The sequence below is a fragment of the Actinoplanes sp. NPDC004185 genome, assembly GCF_053603475.1.
The window spans coordinates 16,122-30,105 of sequence record NZ_JBSGFR010000072.1; the positions used below are offsets into that span (position 1 = coordinate 16,122).

The following is a 13,984-nucleotide window of genomic DNA, read 5'->3' on the forward strand; positions in this document are numbered from 1 at the left end:
AGCCCGGGCCGGCGCGCGGGGAGTCAGGCGGGCCGGGTGACCGGGTGGTCGGTGACCGGGGCCCGCCGGCCGGCGGGCCGGGCCATGGCACCGAAGGTCGCCACCAGCAGGACGTTGACCAGCACCGCCAGCCAGCCGACGTTCGCGATGTGGGCGACCGGCCAGACGACGCCCGCCACGGCCAGCCCCGCCACGACCCATCGCGGCGGCCCCTGGCGCAGGGCGAACGCCGCCACCAGCAGCGTCAGCGGGAAACACAACCCGAGCGGCTTGATCAGCCCCGCCGCCGCGCCCGTCGCGTCGACCAGGTCCGTGTCGCCCAGCGACACGTGGATGGTGTTGAAACCGTAGACGACGTTCCCCGCCGCCCCGAGCATCCCCACGACCAGCAGGACCGCCGCCGTCACCCCGTCGCTCCAGGTCACCAGGCGCAGCAGCACGAACGCGTACCCGGTGGCCCCCAGGACGTGCACGACGCCGGCGGCCGGGTCGTCCCAGCCGCGGGTCGCGTACAGCGCGTCGGCGAGCAGATAGAGCACCGGGGCGACGAGCAGCAGAGCGGTGAGCAGGCGGTCGATCGGTGATCCGGGCACGGACCTCATGGCGGCTCCTTCGAGCTGGGCGCGGCGGGACACCCCTCACCGTCGTCCGCGCGCCGGGCCGGGACATCCGGGTGGGCCCGGCGAAGTCATAGGGTCAGCCCTGATCACGGCGGGGGTCCGCGCTGGCACGATGAGGCGGTGACCCGTACCGCGACGCTCAGCTCGGCGGCCGGTGCCGTCGTGGCCGTGCTGGTCGCCGGTGGTTTCGCCCTCGGCGTCCACGCCGGCAATCTGCACAACGGGCTCATCGCGGCGTCGTTCACCGCCGTCGGGCTGTTCGTGGTGCTCCGGCGCCCCGGCAACCGAGAGGGCCGGTTGTTCGTCGCGACCGGCGCCGCCCACGCGGTGATGTTCGCCGGACGCCAGTACGGGCTGCACCCGGGCCGCTGCCCGAGGCGTCCTGGGCCGGCTGGCTCGGTGTCTGGCCACTGCCGATCGTGCTGGTCGTCGCCGGCCTGACCATCATGTCCTTTCCCACCGGACGGCTGCCGTCGCGCGGGTGGCGGACCGTCACCGCCGTACTGGCCGCCGTCGGTGTCGTCCTCGCCGCGGTGTCGGCGTTGTGGCCGGTCGAGTACGCCCGTACCGCCCTGGTCGCCGGGCATCCGCTGAGCCTGCCCGGTCTCGCCGCCGCCGACGCGTTCTACCGGGTCGCCCGGCCCGCCGGTTACCTGCTGTTCCAGCTGACCTGGGTGCTCTGCGTGGTGGTCCGGCTCCGGCGGGCGCGCGGCGACGAGGCCCGGCAACTGCGCTGGTTCGCGTACGCCGTCACGGTCTCCGCCGCGGTCATGGTGCTGGGCCTGGTGGTGTGGCACTCCCCCGTGCCCGGCACGCTGACGATGCCGGTGGTCGCGGTCGCGGCCGGAGCGGCGATCCTCAAGTACCGGCTCTACGACATCGACCCGGTGATCAACAAGTCACTGGTGTTCGGTGCGATGGCGACGCTCGTGACCCTGGGCTACGTGGCCGTGGTGACGGGCGTCGGGCGGCTCGTCGACGGCAACCGTACGGTCCTGTCCCTGGTGGCGACGGCGGTCGTGGCCGTCGCCTTCGAGCCGTTGCGCCGGCGGGTCCAGCGGCTCGCCGACCGGCTCGTGCACGGGCACCGGCTCGGCCCGTACGAGTCGCTCGCCCGGCTCTCCGCCCAGCTGGCCGCACCGGCCGGCGGGTTGCTCGACGGCATCTGCCGGACCGTCGCCGACGGTGTCGGGGCGCGGCAGGTCATGCTCTACACCGGCCAGCCCGACGAGCTGCGGGCGGTGTCCGTCTGGCCGGACACAGTGCCGCTGCCACCCGGCGTAAGGGCCTTGACCGGTCTTCCCGGCGCGAAGGTGGCGGTGCCGGTCATGCACGACGGGCGCTTCCGCGGCGCGGTCACGGTGCACAAGGGTGACCCCCTGTCGCCTGCGGAGAAGCAGCTGGTCGGTGACCTGGCCGCGCAGGCCGGGCTGGTGCTGGAGCTGCGGGCGACGGCGCAGCGCCTGGTCACCGCCGGGGACGCCGCCCGCCGCCGGCTCGAACGGGACCTGCACGACGGGGTGCAGCAGCGGCTGGTCACCGTGGCGATGGAGCTGGGCACCGTCGTGCGGCTGGCCTCCGACGCCGGGGCCGCCGACGTCGCCGGGCGGGCCGCCGCGGTCCGCGCCCAACTGCTCGAGACCACCGCGGAGCTGCGCGATCTGGCCCGCGGCCTGCATCCGGCCGTGCTCACCCAGGACGGGCTGGAGGCAGCGCTGGGGTTCCTGGCCGACCGGTCCGCCGTGCCGGTCCGGCTGGGCGTGACGGTCGACCGCCGGCTGCGCCCGGAGGTGGAGGCGACCGCGTACTTCATGGTCAGCGAGGGCCTGACCAACACCGCCAAGCATGCCGGCGCGGCCCTCGCCTCGGTGCGGGCCGAACTGGCCGGGGCCGGGCTCATCGTCGAGGTGGTCGACGACGGCGTCGGTGGCGCCACGATGGTGCCGGGCAGCGGCCTGGAGGGGCTCGCGGACCGGCTCGCCACCCTCGGCGCGCGGCTGACGGTGGACAGCGGACCGGTGGGCACGCGGCTGGCGACGGTGATCCCGTGCGGGTGATGCTGGCCGACGACGCGGTGCTGTTCCGCGAGGGCCTGGCCCGGATTCTGACCGACGTCGGTTTCACCGTCACCGGTCAGGCCGGCGACGGCGCGGGGCTGCTCGCCCGGGTCCGGGCCGACCCGCCGGACGTCGCGGTGATCGACCTGCGGATGCCGCCGGGGTACGCCGCCGAGGGCATCGACACCGCCGCCGCCGTCCGGGCCGCGGCGCCCGGTGTCGGCCTGATGCTGCTCTCACAGTACGTCGAGGTGCACCACGCGCTCCGGCTGATGACCGACTTCGACGGCGGTGTCGGCTACCTGCTCAAGGACCGGGTGTCCGACCTCGGCGCGTTCGGCACCGACGTGCGCAAGGTGGCCCGGGGCGAGACCGTCATCGACCCGGAGCTGGTGACCCGCCTGGTCGCCCGCCGCCGCGAACGCGATCCGCTGCGGGCCCTGACCGACCGCGAGCGCGCCGTGCTGGCGCTGATGGCCCAGGGGCTGTCGAACGCCGCCGTGGCGGCTGACCTGCACCTGGCGGTCAAGACGGTCGAGGCCCACGTCACCGCCATCTTCACCAAACTGGGGCTGATCCCCGACGATCGCGAGCACCGGCGCGTCCTGGCCGTGCTGACCTTTCTGCGTGCCTGAGCCGTCACCGGCCGCAGCGGACATTGACTTGCCGCGATCACGGCCAGATGCTGGGACCGATGCAGACCCGGCTGTCCCGCACGAACGACCCGGCGCTGGTCCTCGCGGCGCGCGCGGGTGACCGTGGTGCCCTGGACGAGCTCGTCCGCACCCACCTGCCGCTGGTGTACAACCTGACCCGGCAGGCGCTGGGCGGGCATCCCGACGTCGACGACGTCGTGCAGGAGGTCATGCTGCGCATGGTGCGCCAGCTGCCGGGGCTGCGCTCGGCCCGGAGTTTCCGGCCCTGGCTGACGGCCATCACGGTGCACCAGATCGGCACCCAGCTGGCCCGCGGCCGCGTCGCCGCGGCCCGCACCGCGGACCTCGACGAGCTGGCCGGGCTGCCGGACGCCGGCGCGGAGCCCGAGGGCGCCACCCTGCTGCGGGTGGAGCTGTCGGTGCAGCGGCGGCAGGTGATGCACGCCGGGCGGTGGCTGTCCGCCGAGGAGCGGACGGTGCTCTCGCTGTGGTGGCTGGAAACGGTGGGTGAGCTCACCCGGGCCGACGTGGCGGTGGCGCTGGGGGTCAAGATCGCGCATGCCGGCGTACGGCTGCAGCGCATGCGCGACCACCTCGAGACGGCCCGCTCGATCGTCGCCGCACTCGACGCCGTGCCCGGCTGCGGCCGGCTCAATGCCGTCGTGGCCGGCTGGGACGGGGTGCCGAGCCCGTTCTGGCGCAAGCGCATCGAGCGGCACCTGCGTTCGTGTCCCACCTGCGCGCCCGTCCGCGACGGCCTGGTGCCGACCGAGCGACTGCTCGCCGGGCTCGCCCTGCTGCCCGTTCCCGCCACGCTCACCAGCGAGCACGTGCCGGTCGAGGCGTTCACCCGGACCTCCCTGATCGGTCGCTGGGGTGCGGCGCTGCGGGCTCATCCGGTCGGCGCCGCACTGACCGCCGGTGCGCTGGCCGCCGGTCTGGTGCTCACCATGGCCGGCTGGTCGAGCCTGCCGCCGGTGGCCCGCGCGGTGCTCGCCGGGTCGCCGTCCCCGGCCCCGCTGCTGAAGACCGGGAAGGTGGCACTGGAAGCGGCCAACGCCAAGGGGCAGTTCGTCTCGCTGTCGGGCGGCCGGGGCGTGCTCACGCCGGCCGGGGCCACCCTGGAGGTCGTCCCGGGCCTCGCCGGCCGGGGCTGTTTCTCGCTGCGCACGGCCGATGGGATGCACCTGCGCCATGCGTCCTGGCGGCTGGTGGCCGGCTTCGACGACGGCACCGCGCTGTTCCACGGCGACGCCACCTTCTGCCCGCGGGCCGGCCTGGCCGCCGGTTCGGTGACGCTGGAGTCGGCCAACTACCCCGGCTGGTTCCTGCGCCACGTGGGCGACGAGCTGTGGGTCGACCAGCTCGACGGCAGCGCGGGCTTCCGCGCCGACAGCTCCTTCGTGGTCCGTCCGTCCCGCGGCTGACCGGGTCTCAGCCCAGCCAGGCGACCACCGCGATGAGCGTCACGGCCGCGGCCGCGGTCGACAGCACGATGGTGTCCCGGGCGAAACCCTCACCGCGGCCGTAGCGGCTGGCGAAGACGAAGATGTTCTGCGCGGTCGGCAGGGCCGAGGTCACCACGGCGGCGAGCAGCGCCGGGCCGGTCAGCCCGAGGGCATGGCGCCCGATCAGGTACGCCAGCAGCGGATGGACCAGCGCCTTGAGCACGACCGCGGCCAGCCGGTCCGGCGCGTCCGGTCCCGGGCGCAGCGGCCGGCTCCCGCGCAGCGACATGCCCAGCGCCAGCAGCGTCATCGGCACCGCAGCCCCGCCCAGCAGCACGAACGGCTGCAGCAGCGGTCGCGGCATGTCCCAGCCCGACACGGCCACCGCGATGCCGGCCGCGGACGCGATCATCAGCGGGTTGCGGGCCGGCATCGCCGCCAGCCGGCCCAGCGACGGCCGTTCCTCCCCGGTCGCCACCTCCAGCACGGCCAGCGCCGTCGGGCCGGCCAGCAGCACCTGGAACATCAGCACCGGCGCGATGAACGCCACGTCACCGAGCACGTAGGCGGCGATCGGGATCCCCAGGTTGCCCGCGTTGACATAGCTGGCGGCGAGCGCGCCGACAGTCAGCTCGGCGACGCTGCGCCGCCACAGCAGCCGGGCGAGCGTGACGTACAGCGCGGCGACGATCAGGGTGCTGAGCACGAACGCGGCGAGCGCCCCGGTGAAGATCCGGCCGATCGTGGACGTGGCGAGGGTGACGAACAGCAGCGCCGGCGCGGTGACGAAGAACGCGAGCCGGGTCAGCGTCTCCAGCCCGGCCGCCCCGAGCAGCCCGAACCGGCCGATCAGGTAGCCGACGAGGACGAGCGCCCAGACGACGGCGAAGCCGGTGACGACCTCACGCACCCGGGCCGCCCGGAGACCACCGCTCGATCAGATCCACAACTGCAGCAGTGTGTCACGCCGGTGTCGCGTCCTCGTCGCGCTGGTACACGTCGGGGACGTCGTCCCGGTCGGCGTCGACGTTCTCCTCCTCGTAGATGCGCCGGTAGGTGCGGTTGCGGATCCGCAGGATGACCGTGGCCGACAGGGCGGCGGCCAGCGAGCCGGTCAGCACGGCCACCTTGACGTGGTCGTCGAGGTCGCTGCCGATGCCGAACGCCAGCTCCCCGACCAGCAGCGACACGGTGAAGCCGATGCCGCCGAGCACGGCCAGCCCGGCCACGTCCACCCAGGCGAAACTGGCGTCCAGCCGGGCCCGGGTGAACCGGGTGACCAGCCAGGTCGCGCCGGTGATGCCCAGCGGCTTGCCCAGGACCAGCCCGGCCACGATGCCCACCGCGACGGGATCGCTGAGGGCGGCACCCAGGCCGCTGAGCCCGCCGACCGCGACGCCGGCCGACATGAGCGCGAAGATCGGCACGGCGATGCCCGCGGACAGCGGCCGGAACCGGTGCTCGAAGTGCTCGGCCAGGCCCGGCCCGGCCCCGGGACCGCCGGCCCGGCGGCTGCGCAGCACCGGAACGGCGAAGCCGAGCAGCACCCCCGCGACCGTGGCGTGCACCCCGGAGGCGTGCATCAGCGTCCACGTGGCGAAGGCCAGCGGCAGCAGCAGCCACCACGAGCGCATCCGCCGCTGCACCAGCACGGTGAACGCGGCCAGCGGCACCAGCATGGCGAGCAGCGGCAGCACGGACAGGTCCGAGGTGTAGAAGACGGCGATGATGACGATGGCGAGCAGGTCGTCGACCACCGCCAGGGTCAGCAGGAACGTCCGCATCGCCTGCGGCAGGCAGCGGCCGATCACCGCCAGCACCGCCAGCGCGAAGGCGATGTCGGTCGCGGTCGGGATCGCCCAGCCCTCCCCCTGACCCGACGAGAGGTTGACCAGGGCATAGATGACCGCGGGCACGACCACCCCACCGACGGCGGCGGCGATCGGCACCGCCGCGCGCCGGGGGTCGCGCAGGTCGCCCGCGACGAACTCGCGCTTGAGCTCCAGGCCCGCGACGAAGAAGAAGATCGCCAGCAGGCCGTCGGCGGCCCACGTCGCGATCGTCAGGTCGAGGTGCAGCACCTCGGGGCCCACCGTGAAGGCGCGCAGGGCCTCATAGCTGTCGCCCCACGGGGAGTTCGCCCAGATCAGCGCGGCCACGGCCCCGGCCAGCAGCAGCATGCCGCCGATGGTCTCCTTGCGCAGGATGTCGGCGATACGGCGGGCCTCGGGCCAGGACCCCCGGCCGAGAAGGTGCGGGCCGCGGCGCGGTTCCTGCGTCATGGGCGCTCCTGTTTCCGGGCATGGGTCGGACGTTGCCGACCAGACTTCCCGGCGCACCTGCCCGGAAGTCTAGCCGCACGAACGATCCGCATCCGGCGACACGGCGGGCGTCACAGCCGCATCAGTTCCTGCTGCACCGGGGTCGAAGGTCCCAGCCAGCACGGGACCTCACGCCCTGCCGGCCCGGGGCCCGCCGCGCGCACGATCAGTGCGGGTGAAGGGAGACCCGCCATGACGACATCGACGATCGCCGTCGGCGCCGACGGCACCTCGACGAGCGAGGCAGCCGTACGGTGGGCCGCCGTGGAGGCCGCGAGCCGGGGCGTGCCCCTGCGCATCGTGTACGCGTACGGCCCGACCGAGGACACCGCCGAGCGGCTGCTGGCGGGCGCGGTGCTCGACGCCGCTGTCCGCCACGCCCAGTCCGCCGCGGCCGGTGTCGTCATCGGCGCCGAGGCGGTACGCGGCGAACCGGTGCCGGCGCTGCTGAGTCTCGAGGACGTGGGCCTCGTCGTGCTCGGGCACCGGGGCCGGGGCGGCTTCACCAGCCTGCTGCTCGGTTCCGTCGGTCAGCAGGTCGCCACGCACGCGCGGGTGCCCGTGGTGGTCGTCCGGGGCCGGGCCGACGCGGCCCGCGGGCCGGTCGTGGCCGGGGTCTGCGGCTCGGCGACCGACGACGCGGTCCTGGATCAGGCCTTCGCGACGGCGGCCCGGCACGGCGCGCCACTCGCCGTGCTGCGCACCTACGCCCCGCCGGCCCCGCTGTGGGTGGGTGACATCCCGGCCTCCGAGGACGGCGTCGCCGCCCTGAACGCGGCCGCCCGCGAGCGCCTCGAGCACCGGCTGGCCCCCTGGCGCGCCGAATATCCGGAGGTGGACGCCGAGGCGGTGGTGTCGCCGGACGACGCCGGCGCCGTGCTGGTCGCGGTGTCGCACAACGCCCGCCTGGTGGTCCTCGGGCGCCCGGCCCACAGCGCGGTGGTCAACACGCTGATCGGATCGACCGGTCTGCACCTGCTGCACCACGCCGGTTGCCCGGTGCTGGTCACACCCCCGGCTCCGGTCGCCTCGATAGCATCAGCGAATGGTCGCGCCCAAGGGTAACGAGCAGCCGTCGCTGGGACTGACCCCGCTGTCCCGGGTCAGGCTCGACGAGCTGCTGCAGGAGATGCTGGTCCGGGTCGGCGAGGTGGTCACCAGCCGGGAACGGCTGCGCGCGCTGCTGGACGCCGTCGTCGGCATCGGCACCGACCTGGACCTGCGCAGCACCCTGCAGCGCATCGTCGAGTCGGCCTGCGCGCTGGCCGGCGCCCGCTACGGCGCGCTGGGCGTGATCGGCACCGACCGGCAGCTCTCCGACTTCATCACCCACGGCATCGACCCGGCCGCGCACGCCAAGATCGGTGACCTCCCGCACGGCCGCGGCGTCCTCGGTCTGCTGATCACCGACCCGCACCCGGTCCGCCTGCCCGACATCACCAAGCACCCCCGCTCGTACGGCTTCCCGCCCAACCACCCGCCGATGCACAGCTTCCTCGGCGTCCCGGTCCGCACCCGGGACCAGATCTTCGGCAACCTGTACCTGGCCGAGAAGCAGGGCGCCGACGAGTTCACCGAGGACGACGAGGAGATCATGGTCGCCCTCGCCGCCGCGGCCGGGGTGGCCATCGACAACGCGCGGCTGTTCACGCTGGCCCAGCGGCGTGAGCGCTGGCTGTCGGCCGCCGCCGAGATCACCGGGGTGCTGCTCGGCACGGTCCGGCGCACCGAGGCGCTGCGGCTCATCGCCCGCCGCGCCCGCGAGATCACCGAGGCCGGGCTGGTGCTGGTGCTGCTGGCCGGCGAGGACGGGTCCCGCTACACCATCGAGGTCGCCGACGGCGCGGACGACATGGTCGGCAAGGTGCTCTCGGTGGACGTGGAAGCGTTGTACGCCGACGGTGCCGAGCTGGGCGGCGTCGCGGACTGGCCGGGCACCGTACCGCCGGGCCCGGTGCTGGCCGCGCCGCTGGCCGGCGCCGACCTGCCCCAGGGTGTGCTGATCGTCGCCGGTGCCGCCGGCGGCGGCGAGGACGACGCCACGCTGCTGGCCAGCTTCGCGGGCCAGGCCGCCCTGGCCCTGGAACGGGCCCGGGCCCAGGAGGAACGCGAGCAGCTGGTCGTGCTGGAGGACCGCGAGCGCATCGCCCGCGACCTGCACGACGTCGTGATCCAGCGGCTGTTCGCCACCGGCATGCAGCTGCAGGGTGCCGCCCCGCACGCGCTGCGCCCGGAGGCGGTCAAGCGGATCAACGCGGCGGTCGACGACCTGGACGCCACGATCCGTGACATCCGCCGGTCGATCTTCGAACTGCGGGCCCCGGTGGGCCACTCCCTGCGCACGGAGCTGCGCGACGCGGTCGAGGCGGCCACCGCGGCCCTGGGCTTCCGGCCGACGCTGGACGTGTCGGGGCCGGTGGACAGCGCGGTGCCCGACGACGTGGTGCCGGAGGTGCTGGCCGTGCTGCGCGAGGCCCTGTCGAACGTGGCCCGGCACGCCCAGGCCGGCACGGCCCGGGTCTCGGTCCGCGCGGCCGGCGGCGAGGTGATCATCCAGATCGAGGACAACGGCGTCGGCACCGACCCGGCCCTGGCCCGCGGCGGCCTGGTGAACATGGGTGAACGGGCCGGCGACCTGGGTGGCAGCTGCACGGTGAGCCCGGCCGACGAGGGTGGCACGGTGGTGACCTGGCGGGTGCCGCTCGGCGGCTGACCTCGCCCCGGGGATCGGAAGTCCGGGAGGTTCGGGTCTTTCGGCCCTGATCGGGGCGGGCCGGCGGCGCGATGGTGGAGGGGAACTCACCAGGAGGTCCACCATGACCGCGAATTCGCCCCAGGCCACCCGGCAGCTCACTTCGGCCGCCGAGGCGTCGCTGCACGCTCCCTCGGTGTTCAACACCCAGCCGTGGCAGTGGCGGATCACCGGCGACACCATGGAGCTCTTCGCGGACCCGGACCGGCAGCTCGCCGCCACCGACCCCGACGGACGGCTGCTGCTGCTCAGCTGCGGCACCGCGTTGCACCACGCCCGTACGGCCCTGGCGGCGGCCGGCTGGACCAGCACGGTGGACCGGCTGCCCGATCCGGCGCAGCCGACGTTGCTGGCCCGCGTACGGCTGGGGCATGCCGTCCCGGCCGACCCGGAGGCCCAGCGGATGGCGGCGGCCGTCGGACGCCGCCGCACCGACCGGCGCGCCTTCGGTGACCACCCGGTCTCCGAGCAGACGCTGACCAAGCTGCGCCGGTTCGTCGAGGCCGAGGGTGCCTACCTGCACGTCGTGCCGGCCGATCAGGTGCCGGCGCTGGCCATCTCGACCGAGCGGGCCGCCGGGGCCCAGCAGGACGATCCGGCCTACCGCGAGGAGCTGGACCGCTGGACGAACCGGCCGCAGTGGCGCGGCGACGGCGTGTCGCCCGGGACGGCGGTGAAGCCGGCCCTGCGGCGGGTGCCGGTGCGCGATTTCGCCCCCGAGGGCATCCCCGGCCTGAGCGCCGGCGCGGGCGTCGACAAGGGTGCCGCGTACGTGATCGTCTTCGGGATGACGGACCGGCCCGCTGACCTGCTGCGCGGCGGTGAGGCCCTGTCCGCGCTCCTGCTGCTGGCCACGGCGGACGGGCTGGCCACCGCGCCGCTGAGCGAGGCGGTCGAGGTCGCCTGGACGCGGCACCTGCTCACCAGCCTGCTGTCTGCCGTCGGCGAGCCCTACATCGCCGTCCGGCTCGGCTACCCGATCGACCGCGCACCGCTGCCGCCGCAGGCCCGCCGCGCCCCGGCGGAAACCATCCGCGTCGAGCAGTGAGGGAAGGGGACCTGCCGTCATGACCTACGACCACGCCGACCTCCGGCACGCGGCCGCCGCGGCGGTCCGGGCGCCCTCGCTGCACAACAGCCAGCCGTGGCGCTTGCGGCTCCGGGCCGGCGCCATCGAGGTGCTGGCGGACCAGCAACGGCAGCTCGCGGTGGCGGACAGCACCGGCTGGGCCGTACGGATCGCCTGCGGTGCCGCCATCGCCAACGCCCGGCTGGCGCTGGCCGTCGCGGGCATCCCGGCCGAGGTCGTGCTCCGCCCCGACCGCACCGAGCCGGACCTGCTCGCCCGGCTGACGCCCGGTCCCCGCCGGCCGGCCACGTACACCGAGACCGACCTCGCCGCGGCGATCCCCCGCCGGTACAGCAACCGCCGGCCGTTCTGGCCCGACCCCGTGCCGCCGGACGTGCGCCAGCGGCTGGTGGACGCGGCCCGCGAGGAGGCCGGCTGGCTGGACCTGCTGGTCGGGATGACCGCGCTGAGCGGCTTCGCCGAGATCGCCCACAGCGCCGACCGGGTGCTGCGGCGCGACCTGAGCTACCAGGCCGAGATGTCGACCTGGACGCATGCCGACGAGGCGCCCGACGGTGTCGCCGTGCCGGCCGGGGCCCCGGTGCCGGAACCGCAGGATCTGCTGCCCCAGCGCGCCTTCTCCGACCGCCGGCGGGCCGCGGGACGCGACTTCGAGCCGGAACCGCTGGTGGCCATCCTGGGCACGGCCGGCGACCGCCCGCACGATCAGCTCCTGGCGGGCCAGGCGCTGCAGCGGGTGCTGCTGACCGTCACGGACGCGGGCCTGGCCTGCTCGATGATCTCGCAGCCCATCGAGGTGCCGGCCGCGCGTGATCAGCTGCGCCGGTCGCTCGGCCGCTCCGGGATGCCGCAGATGGCGCTGCGGATCGGTTACGGCCGGCCGGGCAGCCCGAGCCGCCGCCGCCCGCTCGACGATGTGCTGATCGCGGACTGAAAACAATTCGGCCACACCGCCATTGCAACAAACCTGCACATCATATTTATTGACTCTCATATATCGGCGGGTGAGGATTTCCTCACGGAACAACCGTCCCCGGAGACCGCCGGAGCCACTCCCGAGGATGGGCCGCACGCTGCGGTGACGGCCATATTGAGGCCCTTTTCAGTGCACCTCGACGACCCTTTGTCGCCGCACCCTGCGCGCCTACCGGCGGTGTCCAATTGCGACAAGGAGAAACACTGAATGGCACCCTCACCCCGGGCCCGCCGGCTGCGCCGGCTGGCCGGCGGCGGCACTCTCGTCGCCCTGGTGACGGCGGGACTCGCCCTCACCGTGACCAGCGCCCAGGCGGCCACCGTCTTCACCGCCGACTTCGAGTCGGGCAGCACCAGCGGCTGGTCCAAGTCCGGCGGCACCTGGTCGGTCGTCGCGGACGGCACGCAGACGCTGCGGCAGAGCAACGCCGGCAGTGAGAACGCCCGCGAGCTCGCCGGCGACGCCGGGTGGACCGACTACGCGGTGTCCGCGAAGGTCAAGCCGCTGTCGTTCGGCTCGGGCGGGTTCGTCGGCCTGCTGGCCCGGGCCAAGAGCTCGACCACGTTCTACCGGCTGGCGTTGCTGCCCGGCCAGGCGCAGCTGCAGGCGGTCAACAGCGGCAGCATCACGGTGCTCGGCACCGCGGCCCGGACGGTGAGCACCGGCACCTGGTATTCCCTGAGCCTGAGCGTCTCCGGGTCGACCGTCACCGGCAGCGTCGACGGCGCGACGGTCGGGACCGGCACCAGCTCCGTCTCGGGCTCCGGCCGCATCGGCCTGCAGACCGGTTTCGCCTCCGCGGGCTTCGACGACGTCACGGTCACCACCGGAGGCGGCGGCACGCCGTCGCCGACCGGCCCGACCACCCCGCCCCCGTCGAGCCCCACGCCCACCACCCCGCCGCCCACCACTCCCCCGCCGACCACCCCGCCGCCGGCCACCAGCGACGTGCTCTACGTGGCGCCCAACGGCAGCGCGAGCGCGGCCGGCACCCAGGCGAGCCCGACCACCCTGGTCTCGGCGATCACCCGGGTCGCGGCCGGCGGGACGATCTACCTGCGCGGCGGCACGTACGCCTTCTCGCAGACGGTCACCATCGCGCCGGGCAACAACGGCACCGCGAGTGCCCGCAAGAAGCTGTCGGCGTACCCGGGTGAGACGCCGGTGCTGAACTTCTCGGCCATGGCCGAGGACCCGGCCAACCGCGGGCTGGCCGTCAACGGCTCGTTCTGGCACGTGTCGGGCATCATCGTGGAACGCGCCGGCGACAACGGCATCTTCGTCGGGGGCAGCAACAACATCCTCGAACGCACGATCACCCGGTTCAACCGCGACACCGGGCTGCAGCTGTCCCGGATCGCCTCGGACACCCCGAACAGCCAGTGGCCGGCCAACAACCTGATCCTGAGCGCGGAGTCGCACGACAACGCGGACTCCGACGGTGAGGACGCCGACGGGTTCGCCGCGAAGCTCACCGTCGGCTCCGGCAACATCTTCCGCTACGCCGTGTCGCACAACAACATCGACGACGGCTGGGACCTCTACACCAAGACCGACACCGGGCCCATCGGCGTGGTCACCATCGAGGACTCCCTGGCCTACAACAACGGCACGCTGAGCAACGGCGGCCAGGCCGGCAACGGCGACCGCAACGGCTACAAGCTCGGTGGCGAGGACATCAAGGTCAACCACATCGTGCGGCGCAGCATCGCATTCCACAACGGCAAGCACGGGTTCACGTACAACAGCAACCCGGGTGCGATGACGATCTCCAACAACATCAGCATCGACAACACCGAACGCAACTTCAACTTCGACGCGGGCACCTCGGTGTTCCGTAACAACGTCTCCTGCCGCAGCGGCAGCGGCACCAACGACCGGGTCATCGGCGACGCCGACAGCTCCAACCAGTTCTGGTCGGGCACCAACGGATCCCGGTGCGCCGCGCTGAGCGGCGCGCTGGCCTGGTCCTTCGCCTCCGACGGCCACCTCGCGGTGACCCTCGGCGGCCGGCCCGTGACGCCGTGACCACCGGCCGGGCCCGGCGGCCACCCCCGCCGGGCC

The 13,984-nt window shown here is 74.0% G+C and carries 12 protein-coding genes; 9 read left to right on the plus strand and 3 right to left on the minus strand.

Annotated features, from left to right (window positions below):
* Positions 1–23: 23 nt before the first annotated feature.
* Entirely contained in the window at positions 24–602 is a 579-nt protein-coding gene (locus tag ACWEOZ_RS41055) for a hypothetical protein (protein WP_451916091.1), read from the minus strand.
* A 138-nt stretch (positions 603–740) separates the two neighbouring features.
* On the opposite strand from ACWEOZ_RS41055, the gene ACWEOZ_RS41060 reads away from it, so the two are divergent.
* The 4 genes from ACWEOZ_RS41060 to ACWEOZ_RS41075 are packed head-to-tail and all read left to right on the plus strand — an operon-like array spanning position 741 to position 4,760.
* Positions 741–1,061: a hypothetical protein gene (locus ACWEOZ_RS41060; protein WP_451916092.1), complete on the plus strand. Its 321-nt coding sequence runs from the start codon at positions 741–743 to the stop codon at positions 1,059–1,061.
* Complete coding sequence (locus ACWEOZ_RS41065; RefSeq protein WP_451916093.1) at positions 1,040–2,677, plus strand: sensor histidine kinase; 1,638 nt, start codon at positions 1,040–1,042, stop codon at positions 2,675–2,677. Before ACWEOZ_RS41060 ends, ACWEOZ_RS41065 begins: the two co-directional genes overlap by 22 nt.
* Positions 2,668–3,312, plus strand: a complete 645-nt coding sequence (locus tag ACWEOZ_RS41070; RefSeq protein ID WP_451916094.1) for a response regulator transcription factor — start codon at positions 2,668–2,670, stop codon at positions 3,310–3,312. The genes ACWEOZ_RS41065 and ACWEOZ_RS41070 overlap by 10 nt, the downstream gene beginning before the upstream one ends.
* Positions 3,313–3,371: 59 nt before the next feature.
* Positions 3,372–4,760 carry a sigma-70 family RNA polymerase sigma factor gene (locus ACWEOZ_RS41075; protein WP_451916095.1) on the plus strand — a complete coding sequence of 463 codons (1,389 nt, stop codon included), beginning with the start codon at positions 3,372–3,374 and terminating at the stop codon, positions 4,758–4,760.
* 7 nt (positions 4,761–4,767) lie between these two features.
* Here the strand turns inward: ACWEOZ_RS41075 and ACWEOZ_RS41080 are convergent, their stop codons facing one another.
* Together ACWEOZ_RS41080 and nhaA are read right to left on the minus strand one after the other, a co-directional pair.
* On the minus strand, positions 4,768–5,691 hold the full coding sequence (locus ACWEOZ_RS41080; protein ID WP_451916096.1) for an AEC family transporter: 924 nt from the start codon (positions 5,689–5,691) through the stop codon (positions 4,768–4,770).
* Positions 5,692–5,743: 52 nt separating this feature from the next.
* Positions 5,744–7,063, minus strand: a complete 1,320-nt coding sequence (nhaA, locus tag ACWEOZ_RS41085) for a Na+/H+ antiporter NhaA (protein ID WP_451916097.1) — start codon at positions 7,061–7,063, stop codon at positions 5,744–5,746.
* A gap of 231 nt (positions 7,064–7,294) precedes the next feature.
* Between nhaA and ACWEOZ_RS41090 the strand changes: the two genes are divergently transcribed.
* The 5 genes from ACWEOZ_RS41090 to ACWEOZ_RS41110 all read left to right on the plus strand — a co-directional run bounded on the left by ACWEOZ_RS41090 (position 7,295) and on the right by ACWEOZ_RS41110 (position 13,948).
* The gene (locus tag ACWEOZ_RS41090; RefSeq protein ID WP_451916098.1) at positions 7,295–8,167 is read left to right on the plus strand and encodes a universal stress protein; all 873 of its coding nucleotides are present in this window, start codon (positions 7,295–7,297) and stop codon (positions 8,165–8,167) included.
* The gene (locus tag ACWEOZ_RS41095; RefSeq protein ID WP_451916099.1) at positions 8,148–9,815 is read left to right on the plus strand and encodes a GAF domain-containing protein; all 1,668 of its coding nucleotides are present in this window, start codon (positions 8,148–8,150) and stop codon (positions 9,813–9,815) included. The genes ACWEOZ_RS41090 and ACWEOZ_RS41095 overlap by 20 nt, the downstream gene beginning before the upstream one ends.
* 103 nt (positions 9,816–9,918) lie before the next feature.
* Entirely contained in the window at positions 9,919–10,902 is a 984-nt protein-coding gene (locus ACWEOZ_RS41100; protein ID WP_451916100.1) for an Acg family FMN-binding oxidoreductase, read from the plus strand.
* Positions 10,903–10,921: 19 nt separating this feature from the next.
* The gene (locus ACWEOZ_RS41105; RefSeq protein ID WP_451916101.1) at positions 10,922–11,878 is read left to right on the plus strand and encodes an Acg family FMN-binding oxidoreductase; all 957 of its coding nucleotides are present in this window, start codon (positions 10,922–10,924) and stop codon (positions 11,876–11,878) included.
* Between the two features lie 249 nt (positions 11,879–12,127).
* Complete coding sequence (locus ACWEOZ_RS41110) at positions 12,128–13,948, plus strand: family 16 glycoside hydrolase (protein WP_451916102.1); 1,821 nt, start codon at positions 12,128–12,130, stop codon at positions 13,946–13,948.
* Positions 13,949–13,984 lie beyond the last annotated feature (36 nt).